Source organism: Salinisphaera sp. T5B8 (assembly GCF_040361255.1).
GTDB lineage: Bacteria > Pseudomonadota > Gammaproteobacteria > Nevskiales > Salinisphaeraceae > Salinisphaera.
This window is the reverse complement of record NZ_APNG01000005.1, coordinates 180,582-200,579: the sequence shown is the minus strand read 5'-3', so window position 1 is coordinate 200,579 and position 19,998 is coordinate 180,582. Positions and strand designations below refer to the sequence as shown.

Sequence of the window (19,998 nt, the reverse complement as noted above, 5' to 3'; positions counted from 1 at the left end):
CCCGATGGACGGTCTACTCATGGCACCGGTGCCTCGTCACACCGGTGCAGCCGCGAAGATACGCGTTACAGCGAGTCCAGCGTGCCCTTGGGCACCACACTCGCCACGGCGTTCTTCTGAATACGGATCTCGACGCCTTCGGACACTTCGACGACGATGAAGTTTTCGCCGACCTGGCGAATCTTGCCGGCCACGCCGCCCGAGGTCACCACTTCGACGCCTTTGTCCAGGCTTTCGAGCAGTTTCTTGTGCTCTTTCTGGCGCTTCATCTGCGGCCGGATGATCATGAAATACATGAACACGAAGAACAGACCGACCATGATCAGCGTGGGAAGAATACCGCCGGCCTGGCCGCCGGACTGCGCATAGGCCGGCGAAATCAGAAAATCCATAGTTTACCTCGATTGAAAACGGGGTCTGGCGCGTGGGCGCGCCCGTTCGAGCGGCGTAGTATGCCACAGCATTCGCCGGTTTCAGGACACACGCGCGCCACAGCGGCCCAGCTAGCTGCCATAACCGAAATAGGCCGCCTGCGCAGTCCCCGCGCCCTCGGGGCCGGTAAAGAACTCGCGCATGAACGCCTCGTAACGATCGGCCTCGATCGCGGTGCGGATACGCTGCATGAGTTGCTGGTAGTAATACAGGTTGTGCCAGGTGTTGAGCCGCGCGGCCAGAATTTCGCCGCAGCGATACAGATGGTGCAGATAGGCCCGGCTGTAGTTGCGGCAGGTCGGACAGCCACATTTCGCATCCAGCGGGCCGATATCGTGCTTGTGCACCGCGTTCTTGATCTTGACCACGCCCTCGGAGGTGAACAGATAGCCGTTGCGGGCGTTGCGCGTGGGCATCACGCAATCGAACATGTCGATACCGAACGACACCGCCGCCACCAGATCCGAAGGCGTGCCGACGCCCATGAGATAACGCGGATAATCGGCCGGGGTGACCGGCAACACGCCTTCGAGCACCGCGGCCTTGTCGGCCCAGGCCTCGCCCACCGACACGCCGCCGATGGCATAGCCGTCGAAGCCGATATCCACGAGCGCGGCCATCGATTCGGCGCGCAGATCGGCAAACACACTGCCCTGGTTGATACCGAACAACAGGTTGCGGCTATCGCCGTGGGCGCCTCGACAGCGTGCTGCCCAGCGCATGGACAGCTGCATCGACGCCGCCGCATCCTGCTTGGGCACCGGGTAATCGGTGCATTCGTCCAGACACATGACGATATCGGAGTTCAGCGCATGCTGGACTTCGATCGAGCGCTCGGGCGACAGATACTGGCGCGATCCGTCGAGCGGCGAACGAAACGCGACGCCGTCCTCGGTGAGCTTTCGCATCTCGGCCAGACTCCAGACCTGAAAGCCGCCGGAGTCGGTGAGAATCGGTTTGTCCCAGTGCATGAAGCCATGCAGGCCGCCGTGCGCCTCGATAATCTCGGTACCCGGGCGCAGCATCAGATGATAGGTATTACCCAGCACGATCTGTGCGCCCAGGCTTTCGAGCTCCTCCGGCGTCATGCCCTTGACCGTGCCGTAGGTGCCCACGGGCATGAAGGTCGGCGTATCCACCACGCCGTGCGGCAGGGTCAGGCGCGCGCGACGCGCCGCGCCGGATTGATTGAGATGTTCTAGGGACATGGCGGCGCAGTTTAGACACGCCAGGCCACGGCGTCGACGGCCAGCGCCACGGTAATCGTGAAATTGAGTCCGTACCCGCGCTGGCTCTACACTGACGCCTTTCGCCGCGCCCTCCAGGATCAGATGTCCATCGTTCGTAAATCGGCCCCAAGCCGGGCGTTGTCCGGCGTGGTGATCGCGACCACGCTCGCCGTGTCCCTGTTCGCCGTGGCGGTACCCGCCCAGGCGGCGTCCTATCTCGACTCCTTGCGCGCGCTATCGCGTCAGGCCAATGTCAGCGCCATGGTCATCCGCCTGGATGACATGGCGGTCATCGACGAAATCAATGCCGATCAGCGTCTTACGCCAGCCTCTGTCAGCAAGCTCTACGCGGCCGCCGCCGCGCTCGAACAGTTCGGCCCGGCGCATCGCTTTACCAGCCGCTTTACCACCAATGGCAGCGTGTCCGGCAACGCCTTGAACGGCAATCTGATATTCGTGGGCGGCGGCGATCCGGCGCTGGATAACGCGCGCCTGTGGAGCCTGATTAACGGCCTGCGCGAACGCGGCATCTCGCGCGTGAATGGCGATCTGGTCGTCGATGACGGCCTGTTCGGCAGCGTGCCCTGCCTGACCAAGGATCGCTGCGACGCCCAGCGCGTAGCCTCGCATGCCTACAGCGCGCCGCTGTCCTCGGCCGGCGTGAATTTCGCCACGATTCAGGCCAATGTCTACGCCGGCGAGCGCGCCGGCGATCCGGCCCGGGTCGAGTTGCTGCCACGCGGGCTGTCCGGCTATCGCATCGCCAACGATGTGAGCACCGGCCTGCCCGGCACGCGCCCGAGCCTGAGTGTGTGGCGCACCTATGACGGCGGCCAGTCCACGCTGCATCTGCGTGGTTCGTTGCCCATGGGCACCGGGCCCTACAAGATTCATCGCGCGGTCACCGGCCCGGCCCAGGACACCGCGCGCGTGATCGCGGCCATGCTCCACGACATGGGCATCACGGTGACCGGCAATGTGCGCGTGCAGGGCAACATCGGCGGCACCACCACGCTCGCACACGTGGAAAGCGACACGCTCGCCGAGCAGCTGATTCCGCTGATGGCCTATTCGAACAATTACATGGCGGATACGCTCACCCTCGATCTGGCGGCCGACAGCGGCTACAACCGTCCGCTGACCCTGCCGCTGGCCTCCCAGGCGCTGGAAGCCCTGGCCGATCGGGCGTTGCGTGAAAACTTCCCCATGCAGGCCGGGGCCGGCAGCGGTGCGGTGCTGGATAGCGGCAGCGGCCTGGCGGTGAGCAACAAGCTCTCGGCGCGCGATCTGGTGGCGCTGCTGTCGTATATGTATCGCCAGCCGTCGCTGTTTCCGGCTTTCTACGGCAGCATTCCGGTCCCGCTCTCGGCGCCCTCGCGCACGCTCAAGCAGGGCAATTTCGACTGGCTCACCCGAATCAACGCCAAGACCGGCACCTTGAGCGAACCGGTCACGGTGCGCGCGCTGGCGGGTTATTTCCGACTGCAAAGTGGCGGCTACGGCGCCTTTGCCTTCGTGATCAACGGTACGTCCTCGCGCCCGTCGCTGAGTTATCGCCAGACCGTGACCGCTTATCAGACCGATATGGAGTCGATTCTGGCCGATTACTGAGCGTACTTGCACCGCTGTGCATTGGTCACAGGCAGCGACAGCGGTATACTGCGCGCCGATCACCTGCCCGGGTGGCGGAACTGGTAGACGCGCCGGACTCAAAATCCGGTTCTGGCAACAGAGTGCGAGTTCGATTCTCGCCCCGGGCACCATCGCTTACGCACGCACGTCTTCGACGTGCGCCGCCCCGACTGGCAGCTTTTGCGCGGCAATCGACGCGCTGGCCTCGAGCCGGCATCACGCCTGGCCGGGCCAATGCATTCCGATTTTTCGGCGCGCCGGGCACACACGGCATATCGGGCGATACCCGGCATGGACATACCCACCGCGATCGCAGGCTTTGCACTGGCTGCCGGGTTGATGACCCTCACGCCCGGCATCGACACCGCGCTGGTCCTGCGTACCGCCGCGGTGGAAACACCGCGCCGGGCACTGTGTGCGGCGTTTGGCATCGTGACCGGGCTATTCGTCTGGGGCCTGGTCACGGCCTTCGGGCTGGGCGCTTTGCTGGCGGTTTCCGAACTCGCCTATCGCACGCTGCAGTTCGTGGGCGCGGCCTATCTGCTATGGCTCGGCGCCGGCATGCTACGGCGCGCGTTCAACGGCACAAACGCGTCGCCCGAACCGGCGGCGACAGCCGGGCGCGCGCCGGCGCGCCAAGCTCGTAGCTGGCTGCTCCGCGGACTGGGTTCGAATCTGCTCAACCCCAAGGTCGGCGTGTTCTACGTGAGCTTTCTGCCCCAGTTCATTCCGGATGGCGCCAATGTGATCGCCTTCAGCAGCGTGTTGGCGCTCATTCACGTGGCGCTGACCCTGGCCTGGTTCGTGCTGCTGATCGCCGCGACCCGACCGTTCGCCCGCGCCCTGGCAAGCCAGCGCGTCACGCGCATGCTCGACGGCATTACCGGCGCGGTGCTGGTGGGTTTCGGCCTGCGGCTGGCGCTGTCACCGACGCGTTGAGCGCGGCCAGGTTTTCGCAACGCGCGCGGGCCGGGCTATACCGCCAGATCAGCAACCGGGCGACCTCGGCCTTCATCGCTGTCGGGCCGCGGGAATAACGCCACGCCGACGGTGATCGGGCCAAGACGGCCGATGAACATCATGCCAATCACGATCCACTTGCCCGCCGTACCGAGCTCGCCGGTCGCCCCCAGACTCAGACCGACCGTGCCGATGGCCGAGGCTGACTCGAACATGAGCACGAGAAAATCCTGCTCCTCGACGAGCATGAGCGCGGCCATGCCCACCACGAAGGCGCCGATATAGAACCCCGCCGCGGCCACCGCCATATGGATACGCCGCGCGCTGATCGTCTCGCCGAGCAGGCGGATGGACTCGCGCCCGGCCAGTGCACCGCGTACCGCGCCGTAGAAGATGGCGACCGTGGTCGATTTGATACCGCCGCCGGTGCCCGAGGGCGACGCGCCCATGATCATGGCCACCAGTATCAACAGAATCGAAGCCGAGCCCAGATTGGCGATGGGCACGGTATCGAAACCCACCGTGGTCATGGCCGTCATGACCTGGAAAAACGCCGCCAACAGCCGTTCCTTGAGCCCCAGTTCCGCCAGATGGGCATCGGTGAGCGCGATCGACACCGTGCCGATCAAGGCCAGCCAAAACGTCACGCGCAGAATGATGCGCGAGGTCAGCGACGGCCCACGCCGCCGGCTGACCCAGCGCCACCAGTCGCTCATCACGATGAAGCCGATCGCGCCGAGATAACTCAGGGCCGCGACGACCAGCACAATGCCGGTATTGTCGCTATAGGCCTCCAGGCTGGTATCGAACAGGCTGAAGCCGGCGGTACAGAAGGCGGAAACGGAATGAAAGACACCGTTCCAGATCGCATCCGGCGTGCCGGCGGCGGCGAACAGCAGGCTCAGCAACACCGCGCCCGCACACTCGATGGTCAGCGTGAATATGACCACCGCGCGGATAAACGCGCCCACATTCATATCCCGCGGCAGAATGAAGGCCGTGCGCGCCACGCCCCGGTGCACAGGATCCAGGCGGTGGCGCAACGCGAGCATTACGAACGAACCCAGCGTCATGTAGCCGATGCCGCCGAGCTGGATCAGGCCGAGAATGACCAGTTCGCCGAAAAAGCTGTAGCTACCCGACGGGCTGATCGACACCAGCCCGGTAGTCGACACCGCCGAGGTCGCGATGAACAGATGATCAAGCCAGTCCAGGCCGGCCTGCGCATGGGCCTGCGGCAGACACAGCAGGGCGAAACCGCAGGCGACGTAGAAGGCGTAGCCCCACAAAACCAGCGTTACCGGACGACGGCGACGCAAAAACCCGGAAAGACGTAACGGCAAGATTTGCAAGGAAACGAGCCACTCAAGCAGGCGAACGCCGATAATTGATCACAAACGACGAATGCGCGCTAGCCCGCTTTGCGTGCCACGCAGAATTAGTGCAAATACAACAGGTAATAGCCGCCAAAACCGGCCGCGACCAGCGCCAGCACAATCCAGAAATACTTGTTCGAAACGAACGCGAAAATGAACATCACGACCACGACGGCAAAACCGGCCATGAGCAGGCCCGACCAGCCGCCGCCTTGAATGACATCGATCCAGCCTCTGATTGCGTCCATCGCTTCCCCCGAGTGAAATCCACCCCGGCGAAGGCCGAGGTCTTTCGCCGATCTTATACAATGACGGGCTCGCCGCCGAGAGGCGCCATGCCGTAACGACCTGACCGCCGCGATGCAGATTGACGATCAACTACTTGCCGATTGCCATGTCCTCGGCCAACTCGACCATGCCAGCGTGCTATTGCATCGCAACGCGGCCGTCGGCTGGCTGATTCTGGTCGTCGATACCGACGCAATCGACTGGCACCAGCTCGACGATGCGGAACATGCGCGGGTAAGTGCCCAGGTACGCGCCTTGTCGCGTTTCGTGGCTCACGAATTCGAAGCGGACAAGCTCAACGTGGCCACCCTCGGCAATCAGGTCGCCCAGATGCATATCCACATCATCGCCCGCCATCAAAACGACCCCTGCTGGCCGCGCCCGGTCTGGGGCAATCTTGACGAATCCCGCGATTACAGCGCGACCATGATCACCACGCTGCGCGATCGCCTGGTCGGCGAACTCGGCCTCGAGACTGCGGGGCTAGCATGAGCGAATCGAGTATCGAAACCCTGGAAATGCGCATCGCCTACCAGGACGCGACCATCGAACAGCTCAGCGATCTGGTCTATGCCCAGAGCCGCGAAATCGACCGCCTGCACGAGCGCTACCAGCAGCTCGAATCACGTATTGGCGCGCTGGCGGAATCCGAAGGCGGCGCCGTCCAGAACCTGGACGAAACGCCGCCTCACTATTAGTCAGGGAAGCTAGGGCGTGTCGTCATAAGATATGACGTCGCATTGCCCGCATCGGGCGTGTCAGGCAAGGCGCGGGCCGCCGAGCGTGGTCCGCCACGGTCAAGGTCCGCAACGCCGCATGGCGCGTCCGACGCGGGCAACCCGGGGGTCGGCGGCCAAGCCCCGGCAGTCCGGCGCCATAGTCAATTTTAGGGCTCGCTCACGTGGCATGGCCACGCGACGCTCGCGATGCCTTGTCTTGCCGGCGCTTGGCTGCCGATGCGACGCCGTATCTTATGACGACACGCCCTGGGGCGCTAGAACTGGATACGGCCGCCGCCGCCCTGCTGGCCGCCGCCAAAGCCGCCCTGACCACCGCCGTAGCCGCCCTGGCCCGGCACCTGGATCTGCTGGCTTTGCTGGCGCTGCATTTCCTTGAGTTCTTCGATGGCGCGTTCGGCCGCGGCATTGACCGCGTCCGGGAACTGATCGATCGCAGCGCCCAGAGAATCGGCTTCCAGCTCGAACGACAGCGGCAGACTGCCGGCCGGGGTCATCAGGCTGGCCGAGCCTTCATAGCGCACAGCGCGTGAGCTGTCGTCGTCGCCGTCCTTGGTGACCGGAATCAGACGACGAATACTGCCGACCTTGAGGTCCGTAAAGGACTCTTCGCGATACATGCTGTCGGCATCGACCTTGATCTCGGGCATTTCGTTTTCGGCCATGACGGTTTCCTTGAACGTCAAAAACAATGACGGCAAGGATAACAGCGTGCAGCCGCCAGGCTAAGCGGCCAACCTACTTAAGCGCCTCGGCGTTCTGGAAAGCCGAGCTGATGCGTGCCTGCAGCTCCTTCTTGAAGGCATCGCGCAGCTGCTCACGCGCGCGGGTGACGTCCCGACCCTGGACCAGGGTCTGCTGCAGGCCGTTGTAGATAGAAAACGTCTGCAGCCCGCCATCGCCTTCATTGGCGGTGCGCAGCAGTTCCGTGGAAGCAGCCACCGCCGCGGTCACGCCATCGTCTTCTTCCTGCTGATGCACGATATACATGATGCGCAGCACGCGTACGCCGGCCGGCAAGTCCTCGCCGGCCATGCGAATCGTGGCCTGGCGGGCATCGGCCAGGGCCTCGCGGGCGAGCGAGGTGACCAGCTCCTCGGGCAGCATGGAATAACGCGCATCGGCCACCGGCACGATATCGAGATAGACCGGGCGCGGCGGACGTTCGGCGCTAGTCTTGGGGTTCGCATCCTGTGTCTGCGCCTGGGCGAATGCGCTCGTGGCAAAGGCAAACACACACAGCGCCACACCGACCAGCCCGCGCCGGGCAAGCAAAAACCGAAGATTCATGGTCTTGATCTCACTATCGATAACGCGAAAAAACGTCAGCCGGTATTGCGCATGCCGGCGGCGATCGCGTTGATCGAGCGCAATACCGGGTCCAGCCAGATCCGATCGCCGCCTTCACGATAACGCGTGAGCGCGGTGATCTGAATATGGTTGAGCGGGTCGAGATAAGGCCGCCGCCGATCCAGCGAGCGCTTGAGCACCACGTCGTCGTCGAGCAATGCCGTCTCGCCCGTAATCGCGAGTATACGCGCGACCGCACGCTCGTATTCGGCCTTGATGGCATCGAATATGGCGTTATGTTCCGGCGCCAGCTCGGCATAGGCTGCGGCGATGCGCATATCGGCCTTGGACAGCGACATCTGCACGCTATCGATGATGGTGCGGAAATACGGCCAGTCGCGATACAGGGCCACCAGTTCGTCGTTGTCGATGCCGGCCTCGGCAAGCGCGGTGCCTACGCCGAGCCAGCCCGGCAGGGTGTGGCGCGACTGGGCCCAGGCAAATACCCAGGAAATGGCGCGAATCGAGGATTTGCCACGCACCGCCTTGCGATGGCCGGGGCGCGAGCCGATATTCAGCGCACCGATTTCGGCTGTGGGCGTGGCCGCATAGAAGTAATCGAAAAAACCATCGGTATCCTCGGTCAGGCGTCGATAAAAGGCCTCGCCGGTATCCGACAACGCGCCAGCCACCCGCGAATGGTCGGTATCGTCGGTGGCAAAGCCGCTGGCCTTGAGCGTACCGGTGATGCCGAGCGTGAGTTCGTGAATCGCGGTTTCCGGATTGCTGTACTTGGCGAAGATCATTTCGCCCTGCTCGGTGAACTTGATGCGCGAACGCACCGTGCCCGGCGGCTGCGAAACGATTGCCTGATGGGTGGGCCCGCCGCCGCGCCCGACCGTGCCGCCGCGGCCATGAAACAGCAGACTGTCGACGTCGTGCTTGTCGCACACCGCCACCGCCAGCTGCTGCGCCTTGTAGAGCTGCCAGCGCGAGGCCATGATGCCGCCGTCCTTGCAGGAGTCGGAATAGCCGAGCATGACTTCCTGGCGCCGCTTGCCATCGTCGCCCTGGGCTTCGAGAAACGCACGATAGGCCGGCTGGCCGAGCAGGCCATCGAGTACCGGTTCGATATGTTCGAGATCGGCCACCGTTTCGAACAACGGCGCGATCGCCAGCGGCGGCGTGGCCCCGCCCGGCTCATAGACGCCACTGGCGCGCATGAGCCACAGCAGAGCGAGCATATCCGAGACGTTGTGCGTCATCGAAATCACGTAGCTGCCAAAGGCATCCACGCCCAGCGTGCGGGTGAATTCGCGTACCACGGCCAGGCTGTCGAGCGTATCGCCCACCTCGCCCGAGACATCGACCCGGGCGATATCGGGCACATCCTCGCGCGCCAGTTCCGCAGCCAGCAGTTCGCTGCGGGAGGCGTCGTCGAGCGATTCGTAGTCTTCGCAGATATCCAGCGCGGCAAACAGCTCGTGCAGGCACTGGGTATGGCGGGTGGATTCTTCGCGCAGATCCAGCCGTGCGAGATGGAAACCGAAGGTCTGGACCAGACGCTGCAAGTCCTTGATTTCGTCATCGGCGATCGCCTCGTCGCCATGGCCGGCCAACGATTCGCGCATGACCCGGATTTCGTCGACCAGCTCGGCCGCGCTGGCATAAGCCACCGGGCTGCGCTCGCTGCGTTCGGCGCGCAGGCGCAACTCGGTCTGCAACTGGTCGACCATGGCCGCGATACGCTGGCGCATGAGATAGAGCTTGCGCCGATAGGGCTCGGCCGCGAAGCGCTCGGCGCGTACGCCGGTATGCGCGGCGATACGCTGTTCGTCGTCGGCCAGGCGTTGCCAGAAGGCATCACTGGGGTTGCACCAGCGCGCCGAGAACGACAGCCGGCTGGCCAGATGATCAATCCGGCGCAGATATTCGGAGAGCACTTCGCGGGCCTGCATACGCAGCGCATAGCGGGTTTCGCGCGCAGTGACATAGGGGTTGCCGTCGCGGTCGCCGCCGATCCAGGAGCCGAAATCCAGCACCGTCGGCGGCTCGACGCGTTCGCCGTAGGCATTGGACAGCGCGCGTTCGAGGTTGCGATAGATCACCGGCACGCTGGCAAACAGCGAGGCCCGAAAGTAGTACAGGCCGTTGCGAATTTCGTCGGCGACCGTCGGGCGCGAGCCGCGCAGTTCCTCGGTTTTCCAGAGCACCTGAATGTTCTGGCGGATATGTTCTTCGACTTCGGCGTAGCGGCGTTCGTCCGGCTCGTCGAAGGCCAGCTCCCGAAACCATTCGAACAGTCGGCGCAGTGCATCCAGCACCGCCCGTGGCTTGGCCTCGGTGGGATGGGCGGTGAACACCGGCATGAACGACAGCCGCTCGAGGCGCGACAATGCTTCGTCCAGCCCCACGCCTTCGGCGGCCAGATCGGTAAAACTGCGATTGAACGAACCGATCCATTGCGGATTGCCGTCGGCCGCCAGCGCACGCCGGGTGCGGTGGGCATGCAGTTCTTCGAGCAGGTTGGCGAGATTGAAATAGATCGCGAATGCGCGCGTGACCTCGGTCATGGTTTCGGCGGGCAACTCGGCGACCAGGGCCTGCAGTTCGGCGCGTTTTTGCGCATCTTCGTTTTCGCGCAGCGCGATATAGCCGCGCCGCAGCGTTTCCACGGTATCGAACACGCCTTCGCGCGCCTGCGAGCGCAGCACGTCGCCCAGCAGCACGCCGGCCGCGCGTACCTGCGCTCGCAGGGCTTCGTCGTGGGCGGCCACGTCGGTCGCGCTCATGGCCGGGTGTTTTTCATTGATCGACGGATTCATGTCTCAAGCCGTTGCATGGTTCGTGCCGATTCGCAGAATAGCAGCGCATCGATTGCGCCTCGTTGTCTGCTAATCTTGCGCGATGCCCAAGCCCATGACCTACTGCCCCAACTGCGGCGCGCCGACCGAATACAAGATTCCGCCGGGCGACGATCGCAAGCGCAATATCTGCACGGCGACCGGCGAGATCTTCTACGACAACCCGCGCAATGTGGTCGGCTGTATCGTCGAGCACGAGGGCAAGATCCTCATGTGCCGCCGCGCGATCGAACCGCGGCTGGGTTTCTGGACGTTGCCGGCCGGCTTTCTCGAACTCGGCGAGACCATCTATCAGGGCGCGGCCCGCGAAACCCGCGAAGAAGCCCAGGCCGAGGTGCGCGACGCCGAGCTGTTCGCGATGATCGATGTCACCCATATCGGTCAGGTACATATCTTCTACCGCGCGCAACTGGCGGGCAGCCACTACGGCGCCGGCCCGGAAAGCCAGTTCGTGACCCTGCAAAGCGAAGACGAGATCGAATGGTCCCAGCTGGCCTTTCCCACCATCCATCGTGCGCTGAGCCACTATTTCGCCGATCGCGCGCGCGGGCGCTTCGAACTGCATACCGACGATCTGGGCAGCGACGACTGGCGCCAGATGAATCTCGACCGGGTCGCACGCACCGCGGCCTCTGGCGGCTGACCCAGATCAAGTCGCCGCGCGGTGATTCGCAGTCTAATGGCCGCGCGACGGCGATACCCACGTACCACGCGTGGGCACAACGCGACATCGGACAGCTGGTAAACTGTCGCGCATCTGAAGTTTTTTGTTACGAGGCCCGACCGCGATGACGTTCGTTGTCACCGAGAACTGCATCAAGTGCAAGTACACCGACTGCGTGGAAGTCTGCCCGGTCGACTGTTTCCACGAGGGGCCGAACTTTCTGGCCATCGATCCGGAAGAGTGCATCGACTGCACGCTTTGCGAGCCGGAATGTCCGGTGGAGGCGATTCTGTCGGAAGACGATCTGCCTGCCGATCAGGCCCACTTCCTCGAACTCAATGCCGAGCTCGCCGCCAAGTGGCCCGTGATCACCGAGATCAAGGACCCGCCGGCCGATGCCGACGAATGGGCCGACAAGCCGGACAAGCTCAAGCTGCTGGAGCGCTAGTTATCCTCCGGTGGCGCCCTCGCCGGCCTCGATGAGGTCGATATAGGCGCCATCGACGAGTGCATCGTCGTCAATGGCCAGACGCCGCATCAGTTGTTCGGCTTCGGCGCGCCCTTGCGCGATTGATTCCTCGGCGCCGAGCACGACTTCCAGTTCCATGTAGTCACCCAGCCCGACCACGTGGTCCAGGTGAATACGCGTGCGCCCGGCCATGAACAGTGTGCGGGTCTTGATTACCTCGCCACGTACGCCATTTGACCTTGCCAGCAGGCGGCGCATGCTCTGCGGGTCGCTGACCGGGCTGCGTTCGTAGTCGCAGGCTTTCGGCCCCGTCGCATCCGGTCGGCGGTAGACGATCAGCTCCGCCGAGCCGTCGGCAAAACATCTCAGTTTGAGCCGACCGTTCGCGCAGTTGAAAAAGATATCGTGCTGCTCGATGCGCCACGGCCCGCCATCGGCGATTTCGGCCACGCGTGTTTTCAGCGCATCGAGATCGGCGACCGCGGCCTTGATTTCGATATTGCGTGCCATCAGCCGCGCGGATGATGTTCGGCATGCAGCGCGGCCAGACGGGCCCGCGCGACGTGGGTATAGATCTGGGTGGTGGACAGATCGGAATGGCCGAGCAGCATCTGGACCGCGCGCAGATCGGCGCCGTGGTTGAGCAGGTGAGTGGCAAAGGCATGACGCAGGGCATGCGGCGATATGTCGTTTCGAATACCGGCCTGCTCGGCATAGCCGCGAATGCGATACCAGACGTTCTGGCGGGTCATGCCCCCGCCGCGCCCGGTGACGAAAAGGGCGTCGCTTTGTCTGGCGCCGAGCAGGATGCCGCGTGCTTCGCGCATATAGTGTTCCAGCCATTCGATCGCTGCCAGGCCCAGCGGCACCAGGCGTTCGCGCCCGCCCTTGCCGGTCACCCGAATCACGCCCTGACGCGTGTTGACCTGCGCACGCGTGGCCCCGACCAGTTCCGACACACGCAGCCCGGCGGCATACATGAGTTCGAGCATGGCGCGATCGCGCAGGCCGATATCGCTATCGGTATCGGGGGCCGCCAGTAGCGCTTCGACATCCGCTTCGGTGAGGGTTTTGGGCAGGCGCCGGCCCTGGGCCGGCATATCGATCAGCGCGCTCGGGTCTTCGGCGATCACGTTGGCGCGTAGCTGGTAGCGATAGAACTGGCGCAGGCTCGACAACAGCCGGGCCGCGCTGCGCGGGCTCGAGCCGGGCGTGTTACGCGCGGCCAGATAGGCCTGCAGATCGGCGCGCTGAACGTCGACGAGCGCTACGCGCCGATCCAGCCATTTCGCGAAATGCGCCAGATCGTTGCGATAGGCGCCCAGCGTGGCATCCGACAGACCCCGCTCGGCCCAGATGCCGTCGATAAAGGATTCGATCACCCGGGCGGTGTCGTCGTCGAGGGCGTCGATAGCAGCCATGCCGCGTATAATAAACGGATTTTACCGTACGAGAGTTTGCATGGCCGACACCGCTGACAGCGCCGCGGGCCCACGCGCGCGCTACGACGCCGATCTGGCGCGCGACGATTTTCTGCGTGACCCTGCCCAGGAGAAAGCGGTCGACGCGCTGCAGTCGATCCACGACGCCCTGCTCGAAAACCCGACCACCAAACCGTTGTTCGGCAAGCCCAAGCGCAAGCCGGTCACCGGGCTCTATCTGTGGGGCGGCGTCGGTCGTGGCAAGACCTATCTGATGGACAGTTTCTTCGAAAACCTGCCCTTCGAAGAAAAATCGCGGCTGCATTTTCATCGCTTCATGCAAAAGGTGCACGAAGCGCGCAAGAAATATGCGCACAAGTCCGACCCGCTCAAGCTCATCGCCAAGGAATGGGCCAGCGATCGCGTATTGTGCTTCGACGAGTTCTTTGTCTCCGACGTGGCCGATGCCATGATTCTGGCGCGTTTGACCGAAGAACTGTTCGAGCGCGGCGTGACGCTGGTGACCACCTCCAACGTCGCTCCCGACGATCTCTACAAGGATGGCCTGCAGCGCGAGCGCTTCAAACCGGCCATCGAGCGCATCAAACAATACTGCACGGTCATGCATCTCGACGACGGCACCGACTATCGCCTGGATCGTATCGACGAAGCCGCCACCTATCAGACGCCCACCGGCGAAGCCGCCGATGCGGTGCTCGCCAGCCATTTCGAACGCCTGGCGACCGGGCGCGATACCGAGGGCGGCAACGTCAAGATCCTGGGCCGCAAGATTCCCGTACGCCGACGCGCCGACAGCGCGGTCTGGTTCGACTTCGAGGATCTGTGTCGCGGCAATCGCTCGGCCAACGACTATATCGAGATGGCGCGCGAATACTCGACCATCATGGTCTCGAACGTGCCCGTATTCGATGACAACGAAAACAACGCCGCCCGGCGCTTCATCAACGCCGTGGACGAATTCTACGATCGACGCGTGAACCTGTTCTGTACCGCCGAGGCCGAGCCGGACGATCTCTACCAGGGCACCCGCCTGGAATTCGAGTTCGAACGCACGGCCAGTCGCCTGCACGAAATGAGTTCCAGCGAATATCTCGGCGAGCCGCATCGCACCTGAAGCGCGGGCGGCTACGACGGTGTGTCAGCCGGGCTCGCGCCGGGCGATCATCGAGGTCGAGACAAAGCTCATTACCACGACATCGTCCTGGTTACGCGTTTCGACCTCGAACTGCACCAGCCCCATTTCGGGCCGCGATTCGGATACGCGCTTGCTGGCCACACGCACCTGCGCGATGAGTTGATCATCGGGATAGACCGGCTTGCGCCAGCGCAGGTTTTCGAAACCGGGTGAGCCGAGACTGGCCAGCGGATCGTCCCGGCCGGTCATCATCAGCCGCATGGTCAGCGCTGCGGTATGCCAGCCGGAGGCCGCCAGCCGTCCGAAATAGGTATTCGCCGCGCCTTCGTCGCTCAGGTGAAACGGTTGCGGATCGTAGCGTTTGGCAAAGGCGATCATCTCGTTCGCGCTGGCGCTGGTCGGGCCCAGTTCCACCGTGTCGCCGACCGCGAGGTCTTCGTAGTGAATCATGCCGTGGCTCCACTGGTATCGCGGCGGCCGAACAGGCCGTTCGAGGCGATCTCACAGACGACCTCGTCGTGCTGATTGAGCACTTCGAAGCGATTCTTCACCAGGCCCATTTCCGGCCGGCTTTCGAGCACGCGCTTGGATAGCGCCTGCTGGCGCACCGACAACGTATCGCCGGCATAGACGGGTTTGAGCCAGCGCACTTCATCCACGCCCGGCGAGCCCAGCGAGGCCGCATCCAGCAGCAGGTGATCGACCAGCAGACGCATGAAGATCGCACAGGTCAAAAGCCCGGGCGCGGTCAGCGCGCCGTAGGGGCTGTCCTTGGCCGCTTCGGGGTCGGTATGAAACGGCAGCGGACCATAGGCCGTGGCGAATTCGATGATCTCAGCCTCGGTCACCTGATAGGCGCCGTAGCGTTCGGTCTCGCCAACCTCGAAATCTTCCCAGTAGCGCATACGTTCGATATCCGTCGATAAGGATCGCCGCACTATAACCAAGCCGCCCGCATCCGGCGACGCGGGCGGCGATGCGCTAGACCCGCTGGCGTGCCAGCTCGCCGTACAGGCCGGTCGCGCCGTTCAGCTCGGCGCCAGAGAAATCGGTGCCCTGCAAGTCGGCCCCGGTAAAGCGCGCGCCCGTGAGCATGGCATCCACGAACACCGCATCGCGCAGGTTGGTATTGGACAGATCGGCCCCGGCCAACCATGCCCCATTCAGTTTGGCGCCGATCAGCGACGCCCCTTCCAGGCGCGTGTTTTCCAGCCGGGCGTTGCTCAGATCCGCGGCCGCCAGATTGGCGCCCGACAGATCCATGCCGGACAGGTCCAGATAGCTCAGATCATGGCCGGAAAAATCGGCCGGCTGCTCGGGCGTAGCCGCATCCAGCTCGGCCTGCATCTCGTCGACCGTCAATTCGCCGGCCATGACACCGCCGGCATGCCCGATTACCAGGGCTGCGGAAAACAATATGGACAACAGTCGTTTACTCATGGCCCTACCTCTGTTCGTGGGCAAACGTGCAGCGCGTTTTCGCGCGCACCATCGACGCATACACAAGGCTACGCCGGTATGCGTATGTCAGCTGAACAGCAGTGCGTGTTCCGTAACGCCTGCGTTAAAACGCTGTTTCAAGCGGTACGCGAGGCTGATCGGTACGCTGCATTACCCTGATCGACGCAGACGGTTTGCTGGTATAAGCCAACAAATATGGACGATCCGGGCGCGCCAATGCGATGCTCGCAACGCAAGACTTACAACAAACCGATATTGCTAGAGGAGATCCCATGCAATCCACGATGATGGACCGCCCGCTGCTGCTCGACGACATTCTCGAGCGCGCGGGCACCCAGTTCGGCGATGTGGAAATCGTGACCCACATGCCGGACAAGAGCCTGTTTCGCTATACCTATGCCGATATGGTCAAGCGCGCCAAGCAACTGGCGCAGGCACTGATCGAAGCCGGCATCAAGAACGGCGACCGGGTCGCGACCTTCTCCTGGAACACACACGCCCATCTGGAAGCCTATTTCGGTATTCCGATTACCGGCGCGGTCCTGCATACGCTCAACCTGCGTCTGCCACCGGACGATGTGGCCTGGATCGTCAACCATGCCGAAGATCGCATTCTGATCATCGACGACGTACTGCTGCCGCTCTACGAGAAGTTCGCCGATCAGGTGAATTTCGAAAAGATCATCGTCGTACCGCTGGCCGGCAAGCCGGTGCCCGACGGCATGATCGGCTATGAAGATTTCCTGGCCGGCGCCCAGGGCGAATTCGAATATCCGGAAAAAAGCGAATACGACGCCTGCGGCATGTGCTACACCTCCGGCACGACCGGCAAGCCCAAGGGCGTGGTCTATTCGCACCGCTCCAGCGTGCTGCATGCCATGGCCTCGGCCACGCCGGATACGCTGAATCTGTCGTACAACGACGTGATTCTGCCGGTGGTGCCGATGTTCCACGTCAATGCCTGGGGTCTGCCCTATGTGTCCACGCTGACCGGCGCCAAGCAGGTCTTCCCCGGTCCGCATATGGATGCAGAAAGCCTGCTCAAGGTCTATGAATCCGAACAGGTGAACGTCACGGCCGGCGTGCCGACGATCTGGATGGGCATCATCAACGCCCTGGATGCCGAGCCGAATCGCTGGAAGCTGCATCCGGAAATGCGCATGACCGTGGGCGGCTCGGCCGTGCCGGAAGCCATGATCCGGCGCTTCGACAAATACGGGCTCACCGTGATCCAGGCCTGGGGCATGACCGAAACCTCGCCGCTGGCCTCGGCCGCGCGCCTGAAACCCAAAATCCAGCAGCGCTCCGAAGACGAGCAATACGCGATTCGTGCGACCGCTGGCGCACCGGTGCCGTTCGTGGATACGCGTATCGTGGGCGACGAGGGCCAACCGCTGCCCTGGAACGGCAAGGAAATGGGCGAAATCCAGGTCCGTGGGCCGTGGATCACGGGCAGCTATTACCGGCTCGAAAACAGCGACGACAAGTTCACCGCCGACGGCTGGCTGCGCACTGGCGATATCGCCACCATCGACGAAGACGGCTATATCAACATCACCGACCGCACCAAGGACGTAATCAAGTCCGGTGGCGAGTGGATTTCCTCGGTCCAGCTGGAAAACGCCATCATGGGCCATGAAGACGTGGCCGAAGCGGCCGTCGTGGCCCAGCCCGATGAAAAATGGGGCGAACGCCCGCTGGCTGCGGTGGTGGTGCGCGAAGGCCGCGAGCTCTCGGCCGAAGACCTGTCCGCTTTCCTGCGCGAGCGCATGGAAAAATGGATGGTGCCGGAAAACTATGTCTTCGTGGACGAGATTCCGCGCACGTCCACGGGCAAATTCAGCAAGCTGGACCTGCGTCGGCAATTGCTCGAAAACGCCTGATCGACCGCTTTGCCGTCATTCATGCCCGGCCTGTGTTACAGGCCGGGCTTTTTTATGATCGTCTTGCGCTTCGGCCCAGCGCAATCAGCGCATCGCCGCCATGTACGCCGGCCCGGGGCGGGCACTGGCGGCCAAGGTGTTTGCCCGCATGGCGGTTGACCCACGCAGCCGAACGGCCGAACGTGGGCCGTATGTTCGTTTTTTCTGGCCTCGTTCTGGAGCCCTAGCGCAATGCGTGTATTCGCCAACCCCGTCGGTTCCGGTTCACTCTGGTTCGATAATCTCACCACCGCCGAGGGCACGCCGGTCGCCTACGACCCGCAGGCCCGTGCCTTCGTGCCGATGCCGCCGTTCTGTATTAACCGCGAAGTCATCGGCTGTAACTGGATCGCGCCCGAGCAAGGGGCGTTCTGTCGCTCCTGTGCGATGACCGCGCTCGCGCCCGACCCAGCGATCGACGGTGCGATGGCGAACTGGGCCGAAACCGAAGCCGCCAAGCGCTGGACACTGGATAATCTCGGTCGCTGGCACTGGTTTCGCCCCGAGGACCCGGGCACACGCCCGGTATTCCACATGCTCGCCGAAGACACCGCCCCGGTGCCCATGGGCCATGCCCAGGGCGTGGTGACGATCAGCGTGACCGAGGCCGACCCGGTGGTCCGTGCGACCCGTAGCCAGGCGCTCCAGGAGCGCTATCGGACCATGATCGGCCATATGCGCCACGAGATCGCGCATATGCTGTGGTGGCGGCTGAGTCTGCGCGATGATTTTCTGGATGCATTTCGCGACATGTTCGGCGACGAACGCGCGGATTATCCCACCGCGCTGCAACGCCACTACGAAAACGGCCCGCCGCCGGATTGGTCGCTGCGTTTTCTGACCAGCTATGCATCGGCGCATCCGCATGAAGACTGGGCCGAAACCACTGCCCATCTGCTGCATTTGACCGACATCACCGACAGCTTCATGGCCGCCGGGCTGTCCGCGCCCGAACTGCCCGACCGCGGCTGGGATCCCTATGCAGAGCCGGATTCCGAGCGTCTGATTCATATCGCCGCCTCGCTTGCCATCGGCGTGAATCATGTCAATCGCTCGATGGGGCTGTCGGATCTGTATCCGTTCGCCCTTTCCGAGGCAGCACGGCGCAAGCTCGCGTTCGTACACGGCTGGCTGCGCCGCGGCGCGCAGGGGCTCTAAGCGCCAGCACGGCGGCGCTGTGTTAGCGCGCGCCGCCAGCGCCGAGACAACGGCTTATGTGATTGACGTATTCGCTACTTCGTATATTCTATTTTCCATATATACGATTTTTCGAATACGATGGCTACACCTACCGATGTCCCGCGGGATGAAATCGCGGCCGAGGACTTCTTTCAGGCGCTCGCCGATAACACACGGCTACGTTGTGTGATGCTTATAGCCCAGCACGGCGAATTGTGCGTTTGCGAGCTGGTACATGCGCTCGATCTGTCCCAACCCAAGATTTCGCGGCACCTGAAACTGCTGCGCGACGCCGGCGTGCTCGATGATCGGCGCGAACGGGTCTGGGTGTATTACCGCATCGGCAAACAACTGCCCGGCTGGGCACGCGAGGTCATCGAGGCAACTGCCCAGGCCAACGCCCGAAGCGAACCTTTCATGCGCGATACACAACGGCTGGCCACCATGGTCGATCGACCCGGCGAACGTTGTAGCACCCCGCCCGTGACCGACCCCGCATGAATATTCTCTATGTATGCACCGGCAACAGCTGCCGCTCGCAAATGGCCGAAGGCTGGACCCGTCATCTGGGCGGCAATGAGATTGCCGTACGCTCGGCCGGTCTCGAGGCGCATGGGCTCAATCCGAACGCGGTGGCGACGATGCAGGCAGCCGGCGTCGATATATCAGCGCAGACATCGTCGATTCTCGCCAGCGCGGATATCGACTGGGCCGATATCGTGGTCACGGTCTGTGGCCATGCCGACGAGCATTGCCCGCTGCTGCCAGCCGGCACACACAAGCGCCACTGGGGCCTGGAAGATCCAGCCAAAGCCCAGGGCAGCCGCGCGCAGATCGCCGCGATCTTCGCGGCCAGCCGCGACGCTATCCAACAGCGCGTCGCAGGTCTGCTCGCGGAGCTGACCGACTGAGCCGCCC

General features: G+C 63.4%; 23 protein-coding genes and 1 tRNA gene. 12 read left to right on the top strand and 12 right to left on the bottom strand.

Annotation, left to right across the window (positions count from 1 at the left end; translation table 11 throughout):
* Positions 1-65: 65 nt before the first annotated feature.
* Both yajC and tgt read right to left on the bottom strand, forming a co-directional pair.
* Positions 66-392, bottom strand: coding sequence for a preprotein translocase subunit YajC (yajC, locus tag T5B8_RS06630; RefSeq protein WP_353177297.1), 327 nt, complete (start codon positions 390-392; stop codon positions 66-68).
* Between the two features lie 111 nt (positions 393-503).
* Positions 504-1,640 (bottom strand): tRNA guanosine(34) transglycosylase Tgt, encoded by a 1,137-nt coding sequence (gene tgt, locus T5B8_RS06625; RefSeq protein WP_353177295.1) that lies wholly within the window; start codon positions 1,638-1,640, stop codon positions 504-506.
* Between the two features lie 57 nt (positions 1,641-1,697).
* On the opposite strand from tgt, the gene dacB reads away from it, so the two are divergent.
* The 3 genes from dacB to T5B8_RS06610 all read left to right on the top strand — a co-directional run bounded on the left by dacB (position 1,698) and on the right by T5B8_RS06610 (position 4,232).
* Positions 1,698-3,272 carry a D-alanyl-D-alanine carboxypeptidase/D-alanyl-D-alanine endopeptidase gene (gene dacB, locus T5B8_RS06620; RefSeq protein ID WP_353177294.1) on the top strand — a complete coding sequence of 525 codons (1,575 nt, stop codon included), beginning with the start codon at positions 1,698-1,700 and terminating at the stop codon, positions 3,270-3,272.
* A gap of 65 nt (positions 3,273-3,337) precedes the next feature.
* A tRNA-Leu gene (locus tag T5B8_RS06615) sits at positions 3,338-3,424 on the top strand.
* 160 nt (positions 3,425-3,584) lie between these two features.
* Positions 3,585-4,232 carry a LysE family translocator gene (locus tag T5B8_RS06610; RefSeq protein ID WP_353177293.1) on the top strand — a complete coding sequence of 216 codons (648 nt, stop codon included), beginning with the start codon at positions 3,585-3,587 and terminating at the stop codon, positions 4,230-4,232.
* Between the two features lie 35 nt (positions 4,233-4,267).
* Here the strand turns inward: T5B8_RS06610 and T5B8_RS06605 are convergent, their stop codons facing one another.
* Positions 4,268-5,596 carry a TrkH family potassium uptake protein gene (locus T5B8_RS06605; protein WP_353177291.1) on the bottom strand — a complete coding sequence of 443 codons (1,329 nt, stop codon included), beginning with the start codon at positions 5,594-5,596 and terminating at the stop codon, positions 4,268-4,270.
* 95 nt (positions 5,597-5,691) lie between these two features.
* Positions 5,692-5,877: a hypothetical protein gene (locus T5B8_RS06600; protein ID WP_353177290.1), complete on the bottom strand. Its 186-nt coding sequence runs from the start codon at positions 5,875-5,877 to the stop codon at positions 5,692-5,694.
* A 112-nt stretch (positions 5,878-5,989) separates the two neighbouring features.
* Between T5B8_RS06600 and T5B8_RS06595 the strand changes: the two genes are divergently transcribed.
* Together T5B8_RS06595 and T5B8_RS06590 are read left to right on the top strand one after the other, a co-directional pair.
* A complete protein-coding gene (locus T5B8_RS06595) occupies positions 5,990-6,409 on the top strand; it encodes an HIT domain-containing protein (RefSeq protein WP_353177288.1) in 420 nt (139 codons plus the stop codon).
* Positions 6,406-6,615: a SlyX family protein gene (locus T5B8_RS06590; RefSeq protein ID WP_353177287.1), complete on the top strand. Its 210-nt coding sequence runs from the start codon at positions 6,406-6,408 to the stop codon at positions 6,613-6,615. The genes T5B8_RS06595 and T5B8_RS06590 overlap by 4 nt, the downstream gene beginning before the upstream one ends.
* 296 nt (positions 6,616-6,911) lie before the next feature.
* On the opposite strand, the gene T5B8_RS06585 is transcribed toward T5B8_RS06590, so the two are convergent.
* From T5B8_RS06585 to ppc, 3 genes are all read right to left on the bottom strand, one after another.
* Complete coding sequence (locus T5B8_RS06585) at positions 6,912-7,319, bottom strand: hypothetical protein (RefSeq protein ID WP_353177285.1); 408 nt, start codon at positions 7,317-7,319, stop codon at positions 6,912-6,914.
* Between the two features lie 73 nt (positions 7,320-7,392).
* Positions 7,393-7,944 carry a hypothetical protein gene (locus T5B8_RS06580; protein WP_353177283.1) on the bottom strand — a complete coding sequence of 184 codons (552 nt, stop codon included), beginning with the start codon at positions 7,942-7,944 and terminating at the stop codon, positions 7,393-7,395.
* A 35-nt stretch (positions 7,945-7,979) separates the two neighbouring features.
* Positions 7,980-10,769 carry a phosphoenolpyruvate carboxylase gene (gene ppc / locus T5B8_RS06575; protein WP_353177281.1) on the bottom strand — a complete coding sequence of 930 codons (2,790 nt, stop codon included), beginning with the start codon at positions 10,767-10,769 and terminating at the stop codon, positions 7,980-7,982.
* Between the two features lie 82 nt (positions 10,770-10,851).
* On the opposite strand from ppc, the gene T5B8_RS06570 reads away from it, so the two are divergent.
* Together T5B8_RS06570 and fdxA are read left to right on the top strand one after the other, a co-directional pair.
* Positions 10,852-11,451: an NUDIX hydrolase gene (locus T5B8_RS06570; protein ID WP_353177279.1), complete on the top strand. Its 600-nt coding sequence runs from the start codon at positions 10,852-10,854 to the stop codon at positions 11,449-11,451.
* Positions 11,452-11,596: 145 nt separating this feature from the next.
* Positions 11,597-11,920, top strand: a complete 324-nt coding sequence (fdxA, locus tag T5B8_RS06565; RefSeq protein ID WP_353177277.1) for a ferredoxin FdxA — start codon at positions 11,597-11,599, stop codon at positions 11,918-11,920.
* Here fdxA and T5B8_RS06560 read toward each other — a convergent pair whose 3' ends face one another.
* Both T5B8_RS06560 and xerD read right to left on the bottom strand, forming a co-directional pair.
* Positions 11,921-12,451: a class IV adenylate cyclase gene (locus tag T5B8_RS06560; protein WP_353177275.1), complete on the bottom strand. Its 531-nt coding sequence runs from the start codon at positions 12,449-12,451 to the stop codon at positions 11,921-11,923.
* Positions 12,451-13,362: a site-specific tyrosine recombinase XerD gene (xerD, locus tag T5B8_RS06555; RefSeq protein ID WP_353177273.1), complete on the bottom strand. Its 912-nt coding sequence runs from the start codon at positions 13,360-13,362 to the stop codon at positions 12,451-12,453. The genes T5B8_RS06560 and xerD overlap by 1 nt, the downstream gene beginning before the upstream one ends.
* A 40-nt stretch (positions 13,363-13,402) precedes the next feature.
* Between xerD and zapE the strand changes: the two genes are divergently transcribed.
* Positions 13,403-14,497: a cell division protein ZapE gene (gene zapE / locus T5B8_RS06550; RefSeq protein WP_353177271.1), complete on the top strand. Its 1,095-nt coding sequence runs from the start codon at positions 13,403-13,405 to the stop codon at positions 14,495-14,497.
* A gap of 24 nt (positions 14,498-14,521) precedes the next feature.
* On the opposite strand, the gene T5B8_RS06545 is transcribed toward zapE, so the two are convergent.
* The 3 genes from T5B8_RS06545 to T5B8_RS06535 form a co-directional block, all read right to left on the bottom strand.
* On the bottom strand, positions 14,522-14,968 hold the full coding sequence (locus tag T5B8_RS06545; protein ID WP_353177270.1) for a MaoC family dehydratase: 447 nt from the start codon (positions 14,966-14,968) through the stop codon (positions 14,522-14,524).
* Entirely contained in the window at positions 14,965-15,423 is a 459-nt protein-coding gene (locus T5B8_RS06540; protein ID WP_353177268.1) for a MaoC family dehydratase, read from the bottom strand. Before T5B8_RS06540 ends, T5B8_RS06545 begins: the two co-directional genes overlap by 4 nt.
* Before the next feature lie 76 nt (positions 15,424-15,499).
* Positions 15,500-15,958: a pentapeptide repeat-containing protein gene (locus tag T5B8_RS06535; protein WP_353177266.1), complete on the bottom strand. Its 459-nt coding sequence runs from the start codon at positions 15,956-15,958 to the stop codon at positions 15,500-15,502.
* A 293-nt stretch (positions 15,959-16,251) separates the two neighbouring features.
* Between T5B8_RS06535 and T5B8_RS06530 the strand changes: the two genes are divergently transcribed.
* The 4 genes from T5B8_RS06530 (at position 16,252) to T5B8_RS06515 (ending at position 19,991) form a co-directional block, all read left to right on the top strand.
* Entirely contained in the window at positions 16,252-17,862 is a 1,611-nt protein-coding gene (locus T5B8_RS06530; protein WP_353177265.1) for a long-chain fatty acid--CoA ligase, read from the top strand.
* A 231-nt stretch (positions 17,863-18,093) separates the two neighbouring features.
* Positions 18,094-19,059, top strand: coding sequence for a zinc-binding metallopeptidase family protein (locus tag T5B8_RS06525; RefSeq protein WP_353177263.1), 966 nt, complete (start codon positions 18,094-18,096; stop codon positions 19,057-19,059).
* Between the two features lie 120 nt (positions 19,060-19,179).
* Entirely contained in the window at positions 19,180-19,581 is a 402-nt protein-coding gene (locus tag T5B8_RS06520) for a metalloregulator ArsR/SmtB family transcription factor (protein ID WP_353177261.1), read from the top strand.
* A complete protein-coding gene (locus T5B8_RS06515; RefSeq protein ID WP_353177259.1) occupies positions 19,578-19,991 on the top strand; it encodes an arsenate reductase ArsC in 414 nt (137 codons plus the stop codon). The genes T5B8_RS06520 and T5B8_RS06515 overlap by 4 nt, the downstream gene beginning before the upstream one ends.
* The last annotated feature ends 7 nt before the right edge of the window (positions 19,992-19,998 follow it).